This window comes from Weizmannia sp. FSL W8-0676 (genome assembly GCF_038593015.1).
GTDB lineage: Bacteria > Bacillota > Bacilli > Bacillales > Bacillaceae_C > Weizmannia > Weizmannia coagulans.
The window spans coordinates 24454-47032 of the sequence record NZ_CP151954.1 but is presented as its reverse complement, the minus strand read 5'-3'; the positions used below and the strand labels follow the sequence as shown (position 1 = coordinate 47032).

Sequence of the window (22579 nt, the reverse complement as noted above, 5' to 3'; positions counted from 1 at the left end):
TTTTCCATGTCCATCCCTCACTCCCGTTTTTCCTGTTTTTCGGCGGCTTTTATCCGCTCCCAGTTTTGCGCGACTTCTTCCGCGCTTTCGGCTTTCACATTGCCAAACACATGCGGATGGCGCCGGATCATTTTTGAAGCAAGCCCTTCTATCACATCTTCCATCGTAAACATGCCTTCCTCTTCGCCAATTTGCGCATGCAGCAAAACCTGGAGCAGCACATCGCCAAGCTCTTCAACGAGGTTTTCCTCATCTTCATTGTCAATCGCCGAAAGCACTTCCCCGCACTCTTCAACCAAATATTTTTTCAGCGAAAAATGGGTTTGCGCCCGGTTCCATGGACAGCCATCCGGCGCGCGCAAAGCCGCGATGATTTGCCGCAGTTCGGCGAAGTCCCGCAAATCCTGCTCTTTAAGCGGCGGAACGTAGACGCTCGTTAAATTATTGAGCTCAAATCCGCGGTCCAGTTCATACAGCTTCAGCCATTTGACAGTTTCGTCCGTACTGCCGGCAGCGCGGACGATTGCCACCCGGTGTTCATCCGGATATTTTTCCATGAGGGCCAGCTTGACTTCAGAAGCCGCCAACGCATCATACACCTGCCCGACTACGAGATGCTGGTCCGCCTGAATGTCGTGCGGGTTTAAAGCAGTGCCGTCTACAAGCTGAAAGCCCTCAATCGGATCCGCCCTGACAGAAGCGAACAGCGCATCGATAAAACTATGCCCGCCCGCGATTTTGATCTCCGTCTGTTTCGCCGCGCTTTGTTCGAACAGCAGCTGCACCGTCCGTTCCGCTACAAACGGGTGATCGGGCACGGCATAAAGAATATCCTGATGTTCCGCTTCCCGGAAAAGGATCCCCACAATTTCTTCGTATACCGCTTCAAATTGGTCGTGGCGCTCGTATACGTCATCAAATGCCGTATACTTCATCCCTTCCCGTTCAAGTTCCGGCACGGCCGGATGTTCTTTTGTCCGCAGAAAAATTTTCTTGTTTGCTTTCAGCTGCTTGTATACACCGAGCGGAAGCTGGCCCATATCCCCGGCCCCGAGACCGGCAACGGTAATGCTATGGTTTTTGTTTTCCAATCCGATTCTTTCCTTTCAGGCCGGCTAATTTTGTTCCAAAAGGCACAAGCCCCCATTCTTCATCCGTCAGCAAACGCAGCCGGGCGGCACAAAATAGAAAAACAGCCGCACCGATTGCCGTCCCCCCCAAAGCAGCCAGAACGCTTGCCGCCCTGCCAGGAAGCCCGTGGGCAAACAGGCGGAGCCAAAGCTGCAAACAAGCGGACATGGCGAAAAGGGAGAGAGCGAGCTTGCCGAAAAATAGAGCCGGCAGCATTTGAAAATAGGCTTTACCCAATTTTATCATCAATATAAGCGAAATAAACCCTAAAGCGGCAACGGTGGCAGCGGAAGCGCCCATGGTCCCGAAACGGGGGACCCAAATCTCGTTCAAACCATATTTCAACAGGACGCCTGCCGCAATGGCCACTGCAGGAGTGTACACCTTCCCCATTCCCTGCAAAATCCCCGACAATGTCAAAATCCAGGTGCTGAATAAAATGGAAACCGAAAAAACAGACAGGACAGCTGTTCCCGCGCTGTTTTCAAACAGCATCGTATTGGCAAACGGCATGATCCCGATCAGTCCGGCTGCAGCGCCCGCGCCGACCGCCGTGCTGATTTTTAAAGCAGCCTGCACCTGTTTTTCAAGGCTTTTTCGCCTGCCCTTCTTATATTCAAGTGCAATCACCGGGACAAGGTTCAGGGCAAAGGAAGACGCTGTCACTGTACCAAGCTGCAAAAACGGCTGCCCGCGGTCGTAAATGCCTTTCAGTTTTTTTGCCGCTTCCGCCCCCCAGCCGGCGTCTGTTAACAACGCGTAAAGATGGAGGGAATCGACAAATTGGAACAAAACCAGGACGAGGCCGCTGATACAGACCGCAATCCCGCCGCAAAACAGGGAGCGGGCCGCCTGCTTTACGTCTTTCCATTCAAGGAGCCGGGCTGCCTTTTCCTGCCTGCCGCCCTTGACCAGATAAAATACAAGGACTGCTGCAGACACCGCTCCCCCCAGCACGGAACCGGCCACAGCCCCTTGCCCCGCTGCATAAAGCGAAAAACCGCCGTGGACCAGCCAAAAGGAAAGAAGAAGAATGGCCGCAACCCGGACCGCCTGTTCGAGCACCTGGCTGAGTGCAGTCGGCACCATCTTTCCTTGCCCCTGATAAACACCCCTGATCGCAGAAATGACCGGCATCAGCAAAAAGGAACAGGAAACCGTCCGGATAAGCGGGGAAAGACGGGGATCCCCCATCCACGCCGCCAGTTTCCCTGCGGTGAAAAAAACGGCAAGAAACAATCCGGAACCGAATAAGCCGAGGGTGAGGAATACCGCGTTTAAAAATGCGCGGTGGCTGTTTTCCCCCGCTGCTTCCCGTTCCGCCACCATTTTGGAAACGGCAACCGGAAAACCGGAAGATGAGAGTGCGATCACAATCCCGTAAATCGGATACACTTGCTGATAAATATAAAAACCGACATCGCCGACAATATTTTGGAACGGCACGCGGTAAACTGCACTGAGGATTTTCGTAATGACGGATGACAAGGTTAAAATCAGAATGCCTTGAAAAAGCTTTTTTGACTCATGATCCTGCTGCACGTCTTTTCTGCCTTTCACACGGCCGTAACACCGTACATAGAATAAAATCGAATGTATTATACCATAAAAGGGGATACAAGACGCGCCTTACAGACAACCTGCGAAAAAACAGATCAAAAAAACGCAGACCCTTTGCCTGCGCTTTTTTGGCCGTGCGTGAAAACAAATGATGACAAAAAAATCCCGGAAAAAAACGGGAGAAAAAAGCCTTACTGTTCCATCTGGCGGGCCAGGAATCCGGCAGCCGTTTCCGCCGATTTCTGTTCCACTTCCCCGAACGTGCGGTCTTTTGAAAAAATGACGACAGCACCAATCGGATCGCCGCTTGCGACAATCGGGGCAATCGTATAAGAAGCCAGTTCCTCTTCCACCCCGTCCACCAGCGCTGTTTTCCCTTTTTCTTTTGATAAAACCGGCATCCTGTCCTCCATGACTTTTTCGATCACTTCGCCATTTCTTTTATTTAAGTATTCTTTTTTTGAACCGCCGCTGACTGCAATCACGGCATCCCGGTCACAGATCAGGACAGGGCTCGTTAAACTGTCATACAGCGCTTCGGCATACTCCTTGGCAAAATCACTTAGTTCACTGATCGGCGAATATTTTTTCAAAATAACTTCTCCGTCGCGGTCCACAAAAATTTCAAGGGGGTCCCCTTCACGGATACGAAGCGTCCTTCGTATCTCTTTCGGGATGACAACTCTGCCTAGATCATCAATACGACGAACAATACCAGTTGCTTTCATCTAAAGTTGCCCTCACTTTCATCAGATAATTTTTTTCCATCCTCAGATGGCTCTTGAATCCTTTACCTACGTTGACATTAGTATCTTTCATCTGGCAAGTTCTATACATCATGAACGTTTTTTGTACAATTGCTATCGATTGGATTGATTTCCAATTCTTCTCTATCTTTTTCCCGGAATTTTTCCACGGCAAACATCAAGAACCATAAAAAGCACGGAACAAACCGCTGTTCCGTGCTTTTACAAACAGGCCTTTGCCAAAAAGCCGCCCCTTCAGGTTTTAGCCTCCAACTTACCGGGAAGCGCTCGTCGTTTCGGCCCTTTCGAAGGCGCCCCGCAGTTCCCGGATCATTTCCGTGCAGGTGTAAAGCCACTCATGGCCCTTGCTTTTTTTAATATCCAGCGTAATTTTCAGCTGGTTGCCTTCCATGCCGAATCCGGCCGAACGCCCGTATTTTCTCACAATGTCCACGACTTTCGGGCCGTTTACCTGCTTCGAGCCTTTTTCGGACATTAAAATCGTGATCAATTGCTTGTTTTGTTTAATCGATGAAAGCATCGCTTCTTTGGCGTATACTTTCATCTCCGCAATCGTAAACAGGTCGCTTACCTGCTGCGGATACTCGCCGAAACGGTCAATCATCTCTTCTTTTAATTCTTCAACATCTTCAAGCGTCTCGATGCCCCTGAACCGCTTATACATTTCAATTTTCTGGTATCCGTCTTTAATATAGGCATCCGGAATATACGCATCAATTTCGAGTTCGACTTCAAATGGCGGCAGTTTTTCCTCTTCGCCGTCTGTCCCTTTCCGCGCTTCGATCGCTTCTTTCAGCATTTGCGAATACAAATCGAAACCGACCGAATCGATGAACCCGTGCTGTTGTGCGCCCAGCAGGTTGCCGGCGCCGCGGATGGACAAGTCGCGCATCGCAATTTTAAAGCCGGATCCGAGTTCCGTAAATTCTTTAATCGCCTGTAGCCTTTTTTCCGATGCTTCCGCCAGCACCTTGTCTTTTCTGTACGTAAAATAAGCATACGCTACCCGGTTGGACCGCCCGACACGCCCGCGCAGCTGGTATAACTGCGACAGCCCCATCCGGTCCGCATCATTGACGATCAAGGTGTTGACATTCGGGATGTCCACGCCTGTCTCAATAATCGTCGTCGTCACAAGCACATCGTATTCGCCTTCAAGAAAACCGAGAATGACCGTTTCAAGCTGGGATTCTGTCATCCGGCCGTGGGCATACGCCACGCGCGCATCAGGAACAAGCCGCGCAATTTCCTCCGCCTTCCGCTCAATATCTTCAATCCGGTTATACAAAAAGTACACCTGCCCGTCCCGCGCCAGTTCGCGTTCGATCGCTTCCCGCACCATCTGGTCATTATATTCCAGCACGTAAGTTTGCACCGGGAAACGGTTCTCAGGCGGCGTTTCAATAACAGACAGATCCCGCACGCCGACCATGGACATATGCAGCGTCCTTGGGATTGGCGTTGCGGTCAGGGTCAGCACGTCGACATTCGTCTTTAATTTCTTGATTTTTTCCTTATGGCTGACACCGAACCGCTGCTCCTCGTCAATGATCAAGAGGCCCAGATCACGAAACTGGATATCTTTTGAAAGCAGCCGGTGCGTGCCGATCACCATATCAATCGTCCCGTTGCGCAAGCCTTTAGTCGTTTCATTCTGCTCTTTCCGCGTCCGGAAACGGCTCAACAGCCCGACTTTTATCGGATAGCCATGGAACCTTTCCGTGACCGTTTCAAAATGCTGCTGGGCAAGGATGGTGGTCGGCACAAGCATGGCCACTTGCTTGCCGTCCATCACTGCTTTAAAAGCGGCGCGGATGGCCACTTCCGTCTTGCCGTAGCCGACGTCCCCGCACAGCAGGCGGTCCATCGGTTTCTCTTTTTCCATGTCCCGCTTGATTTCCTGGATCGACCGGAGCTGGTCTTCCGTTTCTTTATACGGAAAAGCCGCCTCGAACTCACGCTGCATATCCCCGTCCGGAGAAAAGGCAAACCCTCTTGATGCTTCCCTCTCCGCATACAATTTGACGAGGTCGTCCGCGATATCCTGGATGGATGACTGGACTTTCCGTTTAACCCGTTTCCATTCGCTGCCGCCCAGCTTGTAAAGTTTCGGCTCTTTTCCTTCCGAACCGACGTATTTTTGGACAAGGTCGATCTGGTCAACCGGCACATATAGCTTATCCGAACCCTGGTACTTAATATGGAGATAGTCTTTATGAACGCCGTTGATTTCAAGCGTCACAATCCCCAAATATTTCCCGATCCCATGGTTGACATGAACCACATAGTCTCCTACATTCAGCTCGGAATAGTTTTTAATCCGCTCGGCATTGGACAGCTTTTGCCGGCGCGTTTTTTTCTTCGCCTTTTTATTGAAAAGTTCTTCTTCCGTAATGACGGCAAGCTTGCACATCGGAAGCTCAAAACCGGTGTTCAGGTTCCCTTCCGCCACCTGGATACGCCCAGGGATGATACCCGCCGCGTAGGCAGCTTCAATCTCATAATCTTCCAGAACACTTTGGATTTTTTCAGCCCGGTTTTTGTCCGCACCAAGGAAAACCACCGTAAAACGGCCTTTCTTCCAGCGTTCGATTTCCGCCTTCAGCACATGCATTTGCCCATGGAACGACTGCATCGGCTTGCAAGCGATATTTACAATGTTTTGCGGATTTGTATTTTGGATATGGCGCAAAAACAGTGACAAATAGAGCTTCTTCCATTTTTTTCCTGACAACAGTGTATCTAAGGCATGGGAAACGGCCAAATCATAGATCATTTCGCCTTCTTCCATCATCGCCGTGTACCATTCAGCTTCTTCTTTATCGAGGCGCTCCTGCATTTCCTGGATCCGGCCGAACTCATCCAAAAACAAAATGCCGGAAGTTTCCACATAGTCTAAGAGACTGGCAGGCTGGTCATACAGAATCGATAAATATTTAAAAATTTGATCGGGTTTTTCCCCGTTTTTCAGCTTTTCGATGTCAAAACCGATGTTTTGGGCAAGCAGTTGTTTGACCTGGTCATCTTTAATTTTAGCCAGTGTTTTGCTGAGCCCTTCTTTTACGGCTCCGGCCGCTTTGATGAGCGAAGGGCGGCCTGCCGGATATTCCGTCGCCGGCCCGATGGAGACAGCAGAAAGTTTATTCCGGGAACGCTGGTCTTCAGCGGAAAACGTCCGGATGGAGTCTACTTCGGTGTCAAATAATTCGATACGGACCGGGTCTTCTTCCGTCAGCGGGTATATATCGAGAATTCCGCCGCGCACACTGAAATCTCCCGGTGAATCGACCATATCCGACCGGGTATAACCCATTTCCACAAGCATTTCCAATATACGATCAAGCTCAATTTCTTTTCCTGTTTCGAAGTGTAGCTGGTACTTTTCCCAAACCGTCTTCGGCGGCAAAATTTTCCGCATTCCGGCCATCGGGACAACGATCAGGCAATTTTTTCCCGATAGCAACGCATTCAGCACATCTATCCGTTGGGCCATCAGTTCGGGGCTTGCCACGCCCATTTCGGCCGCAATCAGTTCATTTGCAGGATACAGAAATAAGGCGCTTTCATCCATAAATTGCAGGAGATCATCATACAACTTTTGCGCCTGTAATAGATTATAAGTTAACACAATGGCCGGCTGTTCCGTTTTTTGATAGACCGAAGCAATAAAAGCGCTGCGGGCGGAACCGGACAACCCGGAAACAAGCTGCTCTTTCAGGCCGGCCGTTATGCCGCTTATGACCGATTCTGCTTCCTTGTGTTCAAGGATCATTTTTTGTATTCCGTCCAAAAAGGGCCAACTCCTCTCTTGATCCGATTTCCTTTTCTCTACTATTCACACTGTTTTGTAAAATTTAAACGGGAAGGGGCTGCAGAAAGCATAAATGTTCCTGCAGCAAAACAGAAAAATGCTTTGGACTCCCTTCCAAAGCGGATTATTGGATTAAATAGCCGTATTGATGAAATGCGGGTTCGCGTTCAAATGAATCCTGGCATTCTTCGCAAATCGACTGGATGCGGACGCTCCCGTCTTCCTGGGGAAGCACCATTTCCTTCCGCTCCTCATTCGTTAAAAAGAAAAGTCCCATCCGGTCTGCTTCAATACCCGGGATGGTGCCGATTTTTATGCCGCAGTGCCGGCAATAGTAATGAACGGCCATCTTCCGGCCCCCTTTTTCATATCGTCCTTATATAGTATGGGCGCAATGGGAAGGGGTTATTCGTTTTTTTATAAAAACGGAAGAAATGGCCGCGGAATTTCGCGGAAATTCCCCATATTCCGCATAAATGGCGGCTCAATTATAAAGGTTCATCACGACAGGGAACGGCTTTTCCAGCCAAGCTTCGCAAGCATCGGCGCTTTTTTCAACCGCCAGCTGCATTTTCACCCGGTCTTCTTTTGAAAAGCGGCCGAGCACATAATCCGGCATGTAGATATCTCTGTCCGGCCGCCCGATACCGATGCGGATCCGGTTAAACTCCTGTGTTCCAAGATGGTGGATGATGGATTTGATTCCGTTATGGCCGCCGGCGCTTCCTTTTTGCCGCAGGCGGATTTTGCCGGGCGGAAGATCGAGGTCATCGTAGACGACAAGCAAATCTCCGGTGCCAAGACGGTAATAATCCATGGCTGCTTTGACCGACTCGCCGGATAAATTCATATATGTCATCGGTTTTAAAAGCAGCACTTTTTCGCCATTTACAATTGTTTCTGCACACAACCCCTTGAATTTCGACTGTTTAAAAGGGGCCTGCAGCCGTTCTGCAAGCAGATTGACCACTTCAAAACCGATGTTATGCCTTGTATGTTCATATTGGGCTCCCGGATTTCCAAGCCCGACAATACATTTCATATTCACACCCCGATTGATTCATTCCCTGCTGAAATGAAATAAGCTGCTAAGGAAAACTGCCTGCAGCCGTTTTTAAGGGACAGCAGCATCATGTTACCGTGATGCCTTTTCAGCCAACAGGCAGCCCATTTGTGCATGCAACGGGCAAAAAACAGGGCGCGCCCGTTTTCCACCCGTGCCGGTTTCTCTCCATACATAAAACCCTGTTTTAATTATCCACGAAGACAGATAAAAGTGCAAGCAGGCCGGACTGTGGGCATGTGGCAAGTTTTTCCCGGAAAATGCTGCTCCTCATGCCTTCCATGCCACTTGAAAATAAAGGAACGGAACAAGTGGCGCATTTTGTGCCCCCATCATTTGCCCCCGGCAAGCTTGCTCGTGCATAAAAAACGTAAAATATTTTATGAAAATTCACACACAACATGGCGGGTACTTTTCTATCTTAGCAAAGGATCCGGCATGACGGCAAAAAAAGGCGTATGCTCATACGCCTTTTTTTCACAAACCCGGATGTTATGCTTCGCTTGTTTCCCGTCCTTCAAGATTTTCAGGCGTCCCTGATTCCTGCTGTTCGCCGGTGCTGATTTCTTCTTCCTGGCGAGGCGGCAGAACGGAGCAAATGGTTTCCGTATCTTCATGATTGATGGTAAATCCATATTGTCCGCGGATGTCCGCAACAGTAATGTTTTCCCCAACTTGCAGATTGGAAACATCCACCGTAATGGCATCAGGAATTTGATCCGGTTTTGTTGTAATCGACAATTCATGCAGTGCCTGCTGCAGCACGCCGCCGTCCTTTACGCCGGCGCATTCTTCAGAAAGGATAACGCGCACAGTGGCATCGACATCTTCCGACATATTGACGGCAAGAAAATCGACATGAATGATTTTATTTTTCAAAGGATCGGTTTGCACTTCATGTACCATCACATTCCGCTGTGTCCCGTTCACATTCAGGGAAAGCACCGCATTTCTCCCGTTTTCGCGCAGTAATTTTTCAAACTCGGCGTCATTGACATAAACCGGCGTATTTTCCGTCTGGTAGCCGTAAACAACACCCGGTATGCAACCATTTCTTCTTAACCGGCGGCTGGAAGAATGGTGTTTAACCTCTCTTTTTTTTGCTTCAAGTACATCTGCCATAAATATTGACCTCCTAATGTTTAAGCAAACATCAAATATATCTTTACCCTGCCATTATCCATTATAAACCTGTTTTGAAAAAATGGCTTAAAATTACCGATATAAGTGAGGCTTTTCCTGTTTTGCAGGATTGCGTGCTTTTCTTGTAAAAACTTGAACTGCTTTTGAAAAATATTTTCATACCCCAATCGCCGGATTCTTTCAAATATCGAACAGCGGGCTTACGGACTGGTCTTCATGCACACGGATAATCGCTTCGCCCAAAAGCGGGGCTACAGACAATTCAACCAGTTTTTCACTTTTTCGTTCTTCCGGAATGTTAATGGAATTGGTCGCCACCAGTTCTTTAATCGGGGAATTGTTAATCCGTTCAATCGCCGGCCCGGATAAAACCGGATGAGTGCAGCTGGCGTACACTTCTTTTGCGCCGCTTTCAATCAGCGCTTTTGCCGCAAGCGTAATCGTGCCTGCCGTGTCAATAATATCATCAATAATGATGCAAATTTTTCCGTCAACATTTCCAACAATATTCATTACCTCCGCCACATTCGGGCGCGGGCGGCGTTTGTCGATAATGGCGATCGGCGTTTTTAAACGTTCAGCCAGTTTGCGCGCACGGGTGACACCGCCATGGTCAGGGGAAACGACAACGATATCTTCCGCTTGGAATCCTTTATCTTCAAAATACTTTGCAATAATTGGAACGCCCATCAGGTGGTCGATCGGAATGTCAAAAAACCCTTGAATTTGCGGGGCGTGCAGATCAAGGGTAATGACCCTTGTCGCACCGGCCGTTTCGAGAAGGTTCGCCACCAGTTTTGCGGTAATCGGTTCACGTGCACGCGCTTTTCTGTCCTGGCGCGCATAACCATAGTAAGGAATCACAAGATTAATGGTCCGTGCCGATGCCCGTTTTAAAGCATCAACCATAATCAGAAGTTCCATCATATGTTCATTGACAGGATCGCTTGTCGACTGTATCACATAAACATCGCAACCACGGATGCTTTCTTCAATATTGATCTGGATTTCCCCGTCGCTGAATTGTGAAACGGAACATTTTCCAAGTTCGACTCCGACAACGTTGGCAATTTCCTTGGCAAGTTTCGGGTTGGAGTTCAGGGTGAAAATCTTTAAATTCGGATCTAAATACTGGTTAGACATGATGGACCTCCAATTATTGTTGTTTATGTTTTAACTTCTGGACATAGTTTTCCTTGTTCACCTGGCGTGCGCGCGCAATGGACAATGCTTCGCCCGGGACATCATCTGTAATGGTCGAGCCTGCTGCAATATAAGCATTTTCCCCGACTGTAACCGGCGCAATCAGATTGGAGTTGCACCCGACAAACGCGCCGTCTTCTATGACCGTTTTAAATTTATGTTTCCCGTCATAATTCACTGTAATCGTGCCGCAGCCGATATTGACACCTGCCCCGACTTCCGCATCGCCTATGTACGTCAAATGGGATGCTTTGCTACCCTTGCCAACTGTTGATTTCTTTACTTCCACAAAATTGCCGATCTTCGCTTCATCGGAAATCGAGGAGTTCGGCCGGATATGGGCAAACGGGCCGACATGGACAGAAGCGCCAATTTCACTGTTTTCTGCAACGGACTGGCTGACTTCTGTTCCGTTTCCGATCACGCAATTTGTAATGTCGGAATTCGGGCCGATTTTGCAGTCTTCCCCGATGACTGTTTTGCCGGACAGCTTTGTCCCCGGGTAGATTACCGTGTCCTGCCCGATTTCAACATCCGCTTCAATGTAAGTTTGCCGAGGGTCGAGAATGGTCACGCCGTTACGCATATGGCGTTCATTGATGCGCTTTCTCATGATCCTTTCCGCTTCCGAAAGTTGCACCCGGTCATTGACCCCTAATGTTTCTTCGATACTTTCTGTCTTGTAAGCCACAACCGTTTCCCCTTGCGATTTTAAAATGCCCACCACATCAGGAAGATAATATTCGCCCTGGGCATTATCGTTGGAAACGCGCTTCAACGCTTCAAAAAGCGCCCGGTTGTCAAAGCAGTAAACGCCTGTGTTGATTTCCTTTACCTGCTGTTCTTCGGGGCTGGCATCTTTATGTTCGACAATTTTTTCCACGAAGCCTGCCGCATTGCGGATGATCCGCCCGTATCCGGCAGGGTCGGGGGCCGTTGCTGTTAAAATGGTCACTTTTGCCTGTTTCCGTTCGTGTTCTTCAAACAGGGCCTTTAAGGTTTCCGCCTGAAGGAGCGGCGTATCCCCGCAAACAACCAAAGTGGTCCCGTCCTTGTTGCCGAGAACCGGTTCTGCCTGCAGGACGGCATGCCCTGTGCCCAGCTGTTCTTCTTGCAGGACGAATGCGGTTTTTCCTTCCAGGCAGGAGCGAACCTGTTCTGCACCATGCCCGATCACCGTCACAATCTTATCCGTTTCAAGCTGTAAAACCTGGCTGGCAACATGTTCAACCATGGGTTTCCCGCAAACGGGATGCAGCACTTTGTACAATTTCGACTTCATGCGGGTACCCTGGCCTGCAGCCAGGATTACAGCGAATCTGTTTGTCATTTATGATCCCCCAATAAACCTTATTATCCATAAAAAAATATATCGTAAATAAGGGCATATTTCAAGGAAAGGCAGGATATTACAATTATTGGGAATGTTGGGGCATGGATTGGGGAGGATTGCCAGCCCTTTCTATTTATCTAAGTCCCATACTTTGTTTGCATGAAAGAAATAATGCTAACCCTGGATTAAAAGATTGTTTTTCGTTGATGCGATGAGTATTGGATGATGAATGGATGATAGATTTCTTGAATGAAAGGGCGATTGGCTTTTTTGCATTTATCATTGAAAAGATAAAGCGGATTGGTTTGCATATAAAGTCTTAAACAATTTTAACGAACCGTCCGGAATATGAATGAGCACCCCAGATTTAAACCCCCGCTTTATGCGGGGGCATTTTATGGGGCTTTTTTTGTGAAACTTCATTATCCATGAAAATCGCCCGTCTTCTGGTTGACGGTTACATATGGATTTTCACCCGTATCCACTTCTTTCACCCAAACTTCCCAATTCCCGTTGCCAATATATTTATAGCGGCTGGGTGTGACGTGGTAGCCTTTATACAATTCTTTCTCGAAAGTGGTTACCCAGGCACCTTTTGGCCGGTTTACAGCCTGGCTGGTCTTATCCGTGCCGGAACTGGTGCTGTTGCTTGATGTTCCTCCATTATCCGATGCCGGATTCCCGGATGCCGGTGAATGCCTTGATGTGGGCCGGCCTATTTTGCATTGCCAGACCCGGTAGCTGCCGGGCTGCTTTCTTTTGACTGTCCCTCAGAATGAATCCGCCACTTCCCGTTGTTGTTGAAGCGGCGGATTCATCCTAACTGGCGTCCTTTTGTTCCGCTTTATCTTTAGGCTGCGGAGAGGGGTTTATTTCAGAATGGTCCCGGCCACTTGATACGCTTTGATTTTGATTGTGTTGGTATATAAAGAACCCACCAATCACAACCAGAACAATAACCTTACGGGCAAAACTATTTTTTCATTTAAAATGCCTCCTCTCCCGCCCACACATCCGCAAAAATTCAATCAATAATGGTGAAAACAATAACAGTGCAGGCTGCCAAACGGCGCCGGGAGGACAAAAAAGAAGAGCCTTACTGTTGAAGTAGGCTCTTGTTGCAAAAATCTATCAGGACGCGCCAGCTTCTTCAAATTCCACTTGTTCCAATTCCCCTAAACGGTGATATTCCGACAAGACTGCATCGTGAATCTTACTGCGCGTACCCGAATTAATAGGGTGGGCAATGTCCCTGAATTCGCCATCCGGCGTCCTTTTGCTCGGCATTGCAACAAACAGGCCATTGTTGCCATCAATCACCCGGATATCGTGGATGACAAATTCGTTGTCCATGGTAATCGAGGCAATCGCCCTCATCCTGCCCTCCGTATGGACACGGCGCAGCCTTACATCCGTCACTTCCATTCTTTCACCACCTCAAAAGATTTAGGATCATCTTTATTATTCAACACCCTTTTAAAATTTCCTTCTTTTCCAGAAAAAAATTCTAAAATTTTTCATAAGGTGAAAAAATGGAAGTGTATAAAGATCACGGAATAAGCGCGACCACTTCGATTTCGACGCCGGCATTTTTCGGGAGCCTTGCCACTTCAACGCAGGATCGCGCCGGTTTATGGTCCGTAAAATAGGAACCGTAAATGTCGTTTATTTTTGCAAAATCGTCCATGTTTTGAATAAAAACCGTCGTTTTGACAACCGTATCAAAAGAAGCCCCGGCTGCCTCAAGCACCGCTTTTAAATTTTCCATTACCTGGCGGGCCTGCGCTTCAATGCTGCCTTCCACAAGCGTGCCGTCCGCTCTTAGCGGAATCTGTCCCGAACTGAAAAATAAATTTCCTGCCACAACGCCCTGTGCATACGGCCCGATTGCCGCAGGCGCCTGATTTGTTGAGATGGTTTTCATTCCTTAATCCCCTCCGAACAAGCTAACTTTTGAAAAATAATTCCCTTCCACCACTTTGATCTGCTGGCTGCGGACATCGACATCCCTTAATTTCACAAGGGACACGTAATCATCAACAAGCCGTTCTTTCGTGTCTTCCGATTCAACCAAAACGCCGATGCCCGAAACAGAAGCATCGAATTCTTTCAGCAGATTGATCATGCCGTTAATCGTCCCGCCTGCTTTCATAAAATCATCGACAATTAAAACGTTTGCGCCTTCCCGCAGGCTCCTTTTTGAGAGGACCATCGTCTGGATCCGTTTTTGTGATCCGGAAACATAGTTAATGCTGACAGTCGGTCCTTCCGTCACCTTGCTGTCATTGCGGACAATCACAACCGGAACATTTAAATAAGCCGCTGTTGCCAGCGCAATCGGGATTCCTTTTGTCGCGACCGTCATAATCGTGTCAATCTCCCTGTCCGCAAATGCGGTTGCCAAAAGCTTCCCGACTTTGCTGACGACCTGCGGGCTGCCGATCAGGTCCGTCATATACAAATAACCGCCCGGCAAAAGCCGGTCCGGATTCTCCATCAGCGTGCAAAGTTCGCTGATGGCCTCTTTTGCTTCCGCCCTATCTGTACGCGAAATAAATTTAACGCCGCCCGCTGCGCCGGGAACCGTCTGCAACGTCCCAATGCCCCTTTTCTCGAATGTTTCTTTGATAATCGTCAAATCTTCACTGATGGAAGATTTTGCAGACTGGTAACGATCGGCAAAAAAACTGAGGGGAACGAGAATCCTTGGTTTTTCCAACAAATAATGTGTCATATCTACAAGACGTTCACTTCGCCGAAATTTCACGTCAAAAACCCCCGTCATAATCCCGTCTGTCAAAAATGCCGGCCCCGCTCTTCTCCGTACAAAATCGGCACGGCGGCTCTGGAAACTCGGATTCAATAACATTAATATACCGCATTTTTTTCTTTTTGAAAACAAAAATCCGTACAATCATTATTTTATATTTAAAATTGTTCGCGTTCTCCAATCATCCTGACAGCAAATACCTGGCCGCAGAATCCCCGGAGGCCGTTATAAATCCGCTGCAGCCGCGAATCATGCCGGACAAGCCCGAATACTGTCGGGCCGCTTCCGCTCATTAAGACGAGATCCGCCCCGAAGCGCTGCATTTGTTTTTTGATTTGCGCCACTTGCGGGTATGCCTTTAATGTGACGCTTTCCAGCACATTTCCCGCATGCTTGCATATGCCGGCATAATCACGGGCGCACAGGGCGCTGATCATGCCGGGAATATCCGGATGCACCACTTCATTTAAGTCCAGTTGGCGGTAAATTTCTGCCGTTGACACGCCGATGGACGGTTTCGCCAAAATGACCCAGCAGTTTGGCGGTGCCGGCAGTTTTGTAATATTTTCTCCCCTTCCTTTTGCGAGCGCAGTGCCGCCGTATACGCAAAACGAGACATCCGACCCGATTTCGGCACCGAGTGTTGCAAGCTCATCTAAGGAAAGGCCGAGATCCCAGAGCGTATTCAGGCCGCGGAGGGTAGCTGCCGCATCACTGCTGCCCCCCGCCAGCCCGGCAGCCACCGGAATGACTTTGTCAATCGCAATTTCGACCCCCTGCCTGACGCTACACCGCGTTTTCAGAAGCCTTGCAGCCTGGTACGCCAAATTTCTCTCATCATCCGGCACAAACCGGTTTTGCGACACAATTTTAATCTCCTGATCGTGCCGCTCCGAGAGCTCGATATGATCTGCAAGGTCAATGGTTGTCATGACCATCTCCACCTCATGATAGCCATCCTCCCGTTTGCCAAGCACATCGAGCGATAAATTAATTTTTGCCGGTGCCTTGACCAACAACTTCAAATCCTTCACCTACTTCCAACATCCAATCCAGCCGTATTTCCTGCTTCATTTTTCTTATTCTAACATAACGCCCGGCAAATATTTACATCAAAACGCAAATTTCGTAGAACATAAAAATTGACAAAATTGCCGCATGTGCATTCGCCGCCCGAATATGCAAAAAACCGGGGAAATTCCCCGGCCCGGCGCCATGCAGCAGTCGCAAAGATTGTCAGGTCAGTTGCCCGATTGTTTTTCCGAAGCAAGGTGCGCTTCAGCCAGTTCAATGGCACGCTTTACCATATTCCCGGCATCCCGGGCTTTAATGCCGCCCCAGCCTTCTTCCTGGACGACATCATAAAAGCCGAGATCTTTCGCCAGTTCTTCTTTAAAACGTTCAGACATGATCCCTCTTCTTCGGCCCATTAGATAAAATTTCCCCCTTTGATGGGAAAGGCAAAAAAAGCCCCTGCCTTTCCTTTCATTTGGTTGTCATATCCCTGCATGCGCCTCTTTGTAGTATGTACGAAACACGCCTGGAATATGAAGAAAGCGGCAGCAGGGATCCCTGCTGCCGCCCGTAAAATAGAAAACAGCAAACATATGTCTGCTGCCGCTCATCAAACCTCTTGTTGTTTATCCATAAAAACAAGCTGTACTGTTTCTGTCAGGACATCTGCATAGCTGTAGGAAACACGTTCAAAAGCATTTTCCTCCTGGTCTAATTCGATGACAAAAACTGCTGGGTAAGTTTCTGCCAAAACACCGGAACGTTCAATCGTCTTTCTTCTGCCGCCATTGGCTCTTAACATTAATCTTTTTCCCAAGTTTGAATCCAAGGATCTTTTAATGTCTGTTAACGTTTTTGGCATTTCGCTCCACCTCACTAGTCTCAATTATAACACAGCTTGCGCTTCCGGTCAAATAAAAATATATATTTTATCAGTGATCAATCCGGTCTGTCAACCATTTTTCATTGCTTCTTTGCCGTTTTTCCAAGAAGCGGGTTTGCATGTTCAGTGTATGGGGTTTGCCTTGGAGAAAATGTTATACCTGTCAAAGGCTGATATTTATCAATTTGGATATGCCAAATGCAATCGAATTATGTAAAATCCTGCAGCCCGGCCAATTTTGAGGAACCGGGACGGGGCTCCCGCTTAGTCCTCATCCATTGGCTTATATGGCATCCCGGTCCGCAGCACGCCCTTTGTTTCCACGCCTCCCAGGCCTTTTTGCCCTGTCAGTGTATTGCGGAGCACGTCCCAAACATTCACTTGTTCCATAAACGAGGTGTAACAGATTTTGGCCACAATGTAGACCGGATCGAGCGCATGAATATTCACCCGGAGCGGGGAACTGGCAAAATTGGCGCCTGCCTGGATAAGCGACTCAAAATGGGACTGGCATGCGCCTGCAAAAATGACGAGCTGATCCAAATTCGGCACCTTTTTCCTTGCTTCCATCACGGTTCTGACAAAAGATTTTGAGTGGCGGTATGCATTTAAATCCGCTATTTTTCCCTTTGATTTTGAATAAGCATCATGGCCGGTAATCACCAGAATATTCGGCCGGTATTGGTCAAGCAGCGCATTGATGCGAACCGGCATTTCTTTTTCGTAACAATGGATGCCGTAAACCGTCACGCCGATTTTTTCATATAAATTCAGGCATTTTTTTAAATAATGGGGATCGCCGTCCAAGTGCAAAACCCTTCCCGGCAGCTGGAAATAACTCAGTTCCTCTTTATAGCCGTGTGTGGCCTCATAATCGCGCTTTTCCTTCAACAGTTCGATATCCTGTTTAAACAGTTCGAATGACTGTTCTTCCAAAGAACGAAACTCCTGCGTAATTTTCGATCTTTCCGCAGGGCCGGGGGTGACCAGGTCTTCAAACGGGGCATCCGCGATCAGCCGGACATCCTCCCCGTACAAAACAGCCACTTTCCGCCCGTTCTGCTCCTGTATATCGATGACCCGGAATAAAATATCACAATTGTAAGACTTCCTTCCAACAATTGCGTTGAGCCTTGCTTCCATTGCCGTCAACTCCATTTGGTTTCCATCTCTCGCCTGCATAACACTATATATGCACTGCCTTCGGAAATGGTGAAAAAGCCGGGGGGAACGCACTCCCCCGGCTTGATGCGGCATTTATACTGTTGTGTGAAAAACGGGAAACAAGGCATTGCTTAAGGCGGCAAATTCCTCGAGGCTGAGCGTTTCCCCCCGCCTCGATGGTTCAATGCCAAGCTGCCCGAGTACGGAAAGCAGCGTTTCTTTCTTGTCTTTTCCGCCGGGAAGGCCGGCAGTCAAATTATTGATCAAGGTTTTCCGCCGCTGGGCAAAGGAAGCTTTTGCCACCTGAAAAAAGAACGCTTCATCGGTAACCCCGACTTTCGGTTTGTCCCTTTTCACAAGCTTGACCACGGCGGAATCCACATTCGGCTGCGGCATAAAGACCGTTTTCGGCACAATCATCGCCACTTCCGCCGTCATATAATACTGGATTGCAATGGAAAGCGTGCCGTAGTTTTTCGTGCCGGGAACCGCCGAAATCCGGTCGGCCACTTCTTTTTGCAGCATCACGACCATGCCGCGGATCGGATACTGTCCGGTGACAAATTTCAATATGATCGGGGTCGTCACGTAATACGGCAGATTAGCGACAACCATGATATCGTTTATACCGGCAAATTCCGTTTCCAGCACTTTTTCAATATCGGCCTTTAACACGTCTTCATAGATCACGTTTATATTCGGGTACGGCGCCAGCGTATCTTCAAGGATCGGAGCCAGCCTTTTGTCAATTTCAAAAGCAACGACTTTTTTGCTGCTGCGGGCGAGATGTTCCGTGAGCGCGCCGATGCCGGGGCCGACTTCGACAACGCCGCTTTCTTGCGTTAAATCCGCCGTATCCGTAATATTCCGGAGTATGTTCGGGTCAATTAAAAAATTTTGGCCCAGGCTTTTTTTAAACGAAAATCCGTAGCGGTTTAAAATCGCTTTTGTCCGGATGGGGGTGGCAATGTCTTTTTGCAAGTTGATTCCTCCTGTAACACTTTCATCAGGGCGTCCCGGAACGTGTCTTTATCGATTTGGAACACCATCAGCCGTTTATGGAGCTGCTTGCCGTTCGTGTATCCGATTTTTAAAAGTTCCCCAATTCTTGCCCTTCTTTGTTTGGCCAGCGGTCCGGCAATCAGGCCTGCAGCCATTAAATCATCCCTTGTGATGACTTCCGGCACGGCTTCCTCCATCTGATGCGCCTCCCGCAGCGCTTGCCGGATCGCCGCAGGGCGTGCATGTTCGACCCCGATTCCCCGGTCCTCGGGCGCCCGTGCCTCCTGTTTGTCCAAAAATGCGTGTTTGCAGCCGGGCACCTTTTCCGCGATCGTTTTGCGGATTTTTTCACCGGGAAAATCAGGATCGGTGAAAATGATGGCGCCCCTTTTTTCCTGGGCAAGGCGGATTTTTTCAATCGTACTTTCCGAAATGGCCGACCCGTTTGTTTCAATCGTGTCGGCATCGAGCGCCCGCTTGATGGCCGCTGTGTCGTCTTTGCCTTCCACGACAATAACCTCTTTTAATTTTGCCATGCGGATAAAACTCGCTTTCTATGCATGATCTTTTATTTTAAACAATTTTTCTGCATTTAACATCGTCTGCTCGGCAACTTTTTCAAAAGGAATGCCTTTGATTTCCGCAATCTGCTCAGCAACCAGTTTTACATATGCCGGCTCATTGCGTTTCCCGCGGTACGGATGCGGGGCAAGATAAGGGCAGTCTGTTTCAATCAAAAGCTTTTCAAGTGGGACCTCGGCAGCCACTTCTTTCGGTTTTTTTGCATTTTTAAACGTCACCGGTCCGCCAAGTGAAATGTAGAAATTCATTTTGATGCATTCCTTCGCCGTTTCCGGGCTGCCGCTGAAACAATGCATAATGCCGCCTGTTTCCTGTGCATTTTCCTCTTTTAGAATTTGCACACAGTCTTCTGTCGCTTCCCGGTTATGGATAATAATGGGCAATGCCAGCTTTTTGGCCAGCCGGATTTGCTGCCTGAACACTTCCTGCTGCACCGCTTTCGGCGATTTATCCCAATGGTAATCCAGCCCGATTTCACCGATCGCCACCACTTTCGGATGATGGGCAAGAGATTCAATCCAGTCCAGGTCTTCATCTTTCATGTCAATCGCATCAACCGGGTGCCAGCCGATCGCTGCATACAGAAACGGGTATTGGTCAATCAGCGCCATCGCTTTTTGGATGGTCGGCCTGTCAAACCCGACGACTATCATCTTTTCCACCCCGGCCGCCCGCGCACGTGCGATGGTGGCTTCCAAATCCTCTTTGAACGCTTCATCATTGATATGCACATGGGTATCAAATAACATCTTTTTCACCTCAAATTCTTCACGTTTGTTTTCACATATGATCGGGAAAAACATCTATTTTTCTTGAAAAGTAAAAGAAAAACATAGAGAGATCCGTCGAAATTTGTTCCACGTGAAACATCTCTATGTTTTTCATCTCATCTGGTCCCTTTATTTGACAATCGCGCCGAGCGGCAGGCTTTCATCAATGGTTGCCAATGACAATATGCCGTCTTTTTCGCCTGCGAGAATCATGCCTTGTGACCATTCACCGCGCAATTTGACAGGTTTCAGATTGGCCACGACAATGACTCTGCGCCCGACCAGTTCTTCCGGTTTGTAATATTCCGCAATGCCGGAAACAACCTGGCGCTGTTCATCTCCAAGGTCAAGCTGCAGTTTCAACAGTTTGTCGGCTTTTTTTACCGGCTCACAAGCGGTTACTTTTGCGACACGTAATTCCACTTTTTCGAAATCATCGATCGTGATCCCGGCTTTTGTGTCTTCCGCTTTCGCTTTTTCTTCTTTCGTTTCTTCTTTTTTCGGAGCCGCACCTTGCATTTGCGATTTGATAAACTGAATTTCTTTTTCCATATCGAGACGCGGGAAAATCGGCTTGCCTTTTTTCACAACCTTTGTGCCTTCCGGAATGCTGCCGAATAAGGACAGGCTTTCCCATGTATGCAAGCTCTCATCCGTAATGTTCAGCTGGTCAAACATTTTCTTTGGCGTTGATGTCAAAAACGGCTGTAAAAGGATGGCGATATGGCGCAGCGACTCCGCCAAATGGACCATCACTTCGGCAAGATCCGCCCGTTTGGTTTCATCTTTTGCCAATGTCCACGGAGTTGTTTCATCAATATATTTGTTTGTACGGCTGACAAATTCCCATAAAGAAGCGAGTGCAACCGAGAACTGCATGTTTTCCATCGCATCTTCGTATTTCTTCACAGCCTCTTTATATGCGGTCACAAGCTGGATGGAATACGGATTGTGCGAACCGGCAAACGTTGGAATGACACCGTCAAAATACTGGTTCATCATCGCAATCGTACGGTTCAGCAGATTGCCCAGATCATTGGCGAGGTCAAAATTGATCCGTTCCACAAACCCTTCCGGCGTAAAAATGCCATCCGCCCCAAACGGCACTTCACGCAGCAAGTAATAGCGGAGTGCGTCGAGCCCGTACCGGTCAATCAAAGTAACCGGGTCAATGACATTTCCTTTTGATTTCGACATTTTCCCGTCTTTCATGAGCAGCCAGCCGTGTGCAAACACTTTTTTCGGCAGCGGGAGGCCGAGCGCCATCAGCATAATCGGCCAGTAAATCGTGTGGAAGCGGACGATTTCCTTGCCGACAAGATGGACGTCAGCCGGCCAGTATTTCCGGTAGTCCGAATCGTCATCGCTGCCATAACCGAGCGCCGTAATATAATTGGTCAGGGCATCAATCCAGACATAGATGACATGTTTCGGGTCCCCGGGCACTTTTATCCCCCAGTCAAACGTTGTCCGCGATACGGCAAGATCCTCAAGCCCCGGTTTGATAAAGTTATTGATCATTTCATTTTTCCGGCTTTCCGGCTGAATGAAATCTGGATTTTCCTCATAGTACTGCAAAAGCCGGCCGACATATTTCCCCATTTTGAAAAAGTACGATTCCTCTTTTACTTTTTCTACCGGCCTGCCGCAGTCCGGGCATTTGCCGTCCACAAGCTGGCGTTCCGTGAAGAAGGATTCACAAGGCGTACAGTACCAGCCCTCATACTCTCCCAAATAAATATCGCCCTGGTCGAGCAGCTTCTTGAAAATCTTTTCCACTGCCTTTTTGTGGCGGTCCTGTGTCGTGCGGATAAAATCATCATTGGATATTTCGAGTTTTTTCCATAGATCCTGGATGCCGGCGACAATTTCGTCGACATATTGCTGCGGTGTCACGCCTTTTTCCTTTGCCTTGCGCTGGATTTTCTGGCCGTGCTCATCCGTGCCGGTCAGGAACATGACGTCAAACCCGCGCAGCCTTTTATAACGGGCCATCGCATCGCCTGCAACGGTTGTATAGGCATGGCCGATATGTAAATTTCCGCTCGGATAATAGATCGGCGTTGTGATATAAAAAGTTTTCCGTTTCTCTTCCAAACCAGCCTCCACCTTTCGATAACATTAGACATTTCTTTTGCACATTTCACGCGCTGCTTAGAACTTCTAAACAATAAGTATAAAACTTTTCGTGAAAATAAGCAAAAAACGTGGATTTTTAAAAAAAGTCTCTTATGTTTAGTATACCGCATCAAGGAGATGACTTGCATCTTCATGGCGCCCGGTGCAGCGCATTATCCATTATAGACGGCATACCGCCGGCTTAACCGGTGCAGGGCCATGGTTTTTATCCTTGTCGAAAAATATTTTAAACAAATTTGTTTTT

General features: G+C 48.4%; 20 protein-coding genes. All 20 read right to left on the bottom strand.

The genetic code is table 11. From position 1 onward, the window contains the following. Window positions 1-17: 17 nt before the first annotated feature. Complete coding sequence (locus tag NST20_RS00225) at window positions 18-1091, bottom strand: MazG family protein (protein ID WP_342399839.1); 1074 nt, start codon at window positions 1089-1091, stop codon at window positions 18-20. Then, window positions 1072-2691, bottom strand: a complete 1620-nt coding sequence (locus NST20_RS00220) for a polysaccharide biosynthesis protein (protein WP_265114561.1) — start codon at window positions 2689-2691, stop codon at window positions 1072-1074. The genes NST20_RS00225 and NST20_RS00220 overlap by 20 nt, the downstream gene beginning before the upstream one ends. A gap of 191 nt (window positions 2692-2882) precedes the next feature. Continuing rightward, complete coding sequence (gene spoVT / locus NST20_RS00215; RefSeq protein WP_013858007.1) at window positions 2883-3419, bottom strand: stage V sporulation protein T; 537 nt, start codon at window positions 3417-3419, stop codon at window positions 2883-2885. Between the two features lie 292 nt (window positions 3420-3711). Beyond that, entirely contained in the window at window positions 3712-7248 is a 3537-nt protein-coding gene (gene mfd, locus NST20_RS00210; RefSeq protein ID WP_342399838.1) for a transcription-repair coupling factor, read from the bottom strand. Between the two features lie 145 nt (window positions 7249-7393). After that, entirely contained in the window at window positions 7394-7618 is a 225-nt protein-coding gene (locus tag NST20_RS00205) for an anti-sigma-F factor Fin family protein (protein WP_013858005.1), read from the bottom strand. Window positions 7619-7753: 135 nt separating this feature from the next. Continuing rightward, window positions 7754-8311, bottom strand: coding sequence for an aminoacyl-tRNA hydrolase (gene pth, locus NST20_RS00200; protein ID WP_207369418.1), 558 nt, complete (start codon window positions 8309-8311; stop codon window positions 7754-7756). Window positions 8312-8824: 513 nt separating this feature from the next. Then, window positions 8825-9454: a 50S ribosomal protein L25/general stress protein Ctc gene (locus NST20_RS00195; protein WP_315957835.1), complete on the bottom strand. Its 630-nt coding sequence runs from the start codon at window positions 9452-9454 to the stop codon at window positions 8825-8827. Window positions 9455-9655: 201 nt separating this feature from the next. Then, window positions 9656-10618 (bottom strand): ribose-phosphate diphosphokinase, encoded by a 963-nt coding sequence (locus tag NST20_RS00190; RefSeq protein ID WP_019722084.1) that lies wholly within the window; start codon window positions 10616-10618, stop codon window positions 9656-9658. A 13-nt stretch (window positions 10619-10631) separates the two neighbouring features. Further along, on the bottom strand, window positions 10632-12008 hold the full coding sequence (gene glmU / locus NST20_RS00185) for a bifunctional UDP-N-acetylglucosamine diphosphorylase/glucosamine-1-phosphate N-acetyltransferase GlmU (RefSeq protein ID WP_342399837.1): 1377 nt from the start codon (window positions 12006-12008) through the stop codon (window positions 10632-10634). A 1134-nt stretch (window positions 12009-13142) separates the two neighbouring features. After that, window positions 13143-13436 carry a septation regulator SpoVG gene (gene spoVG / locus NST20_RS00180; RefSeq protein ID WP_013857998.1) on the bottom strand — a complete coding sequence of 98 codons (294 nt, stop codon included), beginning with the start codon at window positions 13434-13436 and terminating at the stop codon, window positions 13143-13145. Between the two features lie 124 nt (window positions 13437-13560). Continuing rightward, window positions 13561-13935 (bottom strand): RidA family protein, encoded by a 375-nt coding sequence (locus NST20_RS00175; RefSeq protein ID WP_342399836.1) that lies wholly within the window; start codon window positions 13933-13935, stop codon window positions 13561-13563. Window positions 13936-13938: 3 nt separating this feature from the next. After that, window positions 13939-14778 (bottom strand): pur operon repressor, encoded by an 840-nt coding sequence (gene purR, locus NST20_RS00170; RefSeq protein ID WP_029141894.1) that lies wholly within the window; start codon window positions 14776-14778, stop codon window positions 13939-13941. 161 nt (window positions 14779-14939) lie between these two features. Then, the gene (gene ispE / locus NST20_RS00165; protein ID WP_026104901.1) at window positions 14940-15806 is read right to left on the bottom strand and encodes a 4-(cytidine 5'-diphospho)-2-C-methyl-D-erythritol kinase; all 867 of its coding nucleotides are present in this window, start codon (window positions 15804-15806) and stop codon (window positions 14940-14942) included. Window positions 15807-16022: 216 nt separating this feature from the next. After that, window positions 16023-16211: a small, acid-soluble spore protein, alpha/beta type gene (locus NST20_RS00160; protein ID WP_017554888.1), complete on the bottom strand. Its 189-nt coding sequence runs from the start codon at window positions 16209-16211 to the stop codon at window positions 16023-16025. Window positions 16212-16405: 194 nt separating this feature from the next. Continuing rightward, the gene (locus tag NST20_RS00155) at window positions 16406-16657 is read right to left on the bottom strand and encodes a Veg family protein (RefSeq protein WP_013857992.1); all 252 of its coding nucleotides are present in this window, start codon (window positions 16655-16657) and stop codon (window positions 16406-16408) included. A gap of 285 nt (window positions 16658-16942) precedes the next feature. Beyond that, window positions 16943-17821: a sporulation peptidase YabG gene (yabG, locus tag NST20_RS00150; protein ID WP_017553981.1), complete on the bottom strand. Its 879-nt coding sequence runs from the start codon at window positions 17819-17821 to the stop codon at window positions 16943-16945. 114 nt (window positions 17822-17935) lie between these two features. Further along, window positions 17936-18823, bottom strand: coding sequence for a 16S rRNA (adenine(1518)-N(6)/adenine(1519)-N(6))-dimethyltransferase RsmA (rsmA, locus tag NST20_RS00145; protein ID WP_013857990.1), 888 nt, complete (start codon window positions 18821-18823; stop codon window positions 17936-17938). After that, window positions 18778-19380 (bottom strand): ribonuclease M5, encoded by a 603-nt coding sequence (gene rnmV, locus NST20_RS00140; RefSeq protein ID WP_013857989.1) that lies wholly within the window; start codon window positions 19378-19380, stop codon window positions 18778-18780. The genes rsmA and rnmV overlap by 46 nt, the downstream gene beginning before the upstream one ends. A gap of 18 nt (window positions 19381-19398) precedes the next feature. Further along, on the bottom strand, window positions 19399-20175 hold the full coding sequence (locus NST20_RS00135) for a TatD family hydrolase (RefSeq protein WP_174760516.1): 777 nt from the start codon (window positions 20173-20175) through the stop codon (window positions 19399-19401). Between the two features lie 150 nt (window positions 20176-20325). Continuing rightward, entirely contained in the window at window positions 20326-22293 is a 1968-nt protein-coding gene (metG, locus tag NST20_RS00130; protein WP_342399835.1) for a methionine--tRNA ligase, read from the bottom strand. Window positions 22294-22579 lie beyond the last annotated feature (286 nt).

Bases quoted from the DNA above. Each gene is read 5' to 3' on its own strand.
- NST20_RS00135 (WP_174760516.1), bottom strand. From the start codon at position 20,175: ATGTTATTTGATACCCATGTGCATATCAATGATGAAGCGTTCAAAGAG.
- NST20_RS00205 (WP_013858005.1), bottom strand. From the start codon at position 7,618: ATGGCCGTTCATTACTATTGCCGGCACTGCGGCATAAAAATCGGCACC.
- NST20_RS00195 (WP_315957835.1), bottom strand. From the start codon at position 9,454: ATGGCAGATGTACTTGAAGCAAAAAAAAGAGAGGTTAAACACCATTCT.
- pth (WP_207369418.1), bottom strand. From the start codon at position 8,311: ATGAAATGTATTGTCGGGCTTGGAAATCCGGGAGCCCAATATGAACAT.
- NST20_RS00175 (WP_342399836.1), bottom strand. From the start codon at position 13,935: ATGAAAACCATCTCAACAAATCAGGCGCCTGCGGCAATCGGGCCGTAT.
- spoVG (WP_013857998.1), bottom strand. From the start codon at position 13,436: ATGGAAGTGACGGATGTAAGGCTGCGCCGTGTCCATACGGAGGGCAGG.
- NST20_RS00155 (WP_013857992.1), bottom strand. From the start codon at position 16,657: ATGCCAAAAACGTTAACAGACATTAAAAGATCCTTGGATTCAAACTTG.
- rnmV (WP_013857989.1), bottom strand. From the start codon at position 19,380: ATGGCAAAATTAAAAGAGGTTATTGTCGTGGAAGGCAAAGACGACACA.
- glmU (WP_342399837.1), bottom strand. From the start codon at position 12,008: ATGACAAACAGATTCGCTGTAATCCTGGCTGCAGGCCAGGGTACCCGC.
- spoVT (WP_013858007.1), bottom strand. From the start codon at position 3,419: ATGAAAGCAACTGGTATTGTTCGTCGTATTGATGATCTAGGCAGAGTT.
- yabG (WP_017553981.1), bottom strand. From the start codon at position 17,821: ATGGAAGCAAGGCTCAACGCAATTGTTGGAAGGAAGTCTTACAATTGT.
- NST20_RS00160 (WP_017554888.1), bottom strand. From the start codon at position 16,211: ATGGGCCGAAGAAGAGGGATCATGTCTGAACGTTTTAAAGAAGAACTG.
- NST20_RS00190 (WP_019722084.1), bottom strand. From the start codon at position 10,618: ATGTCTAACCAGTATTTAGATCCGAATTTAAAGATTTTCACCCTGAAC.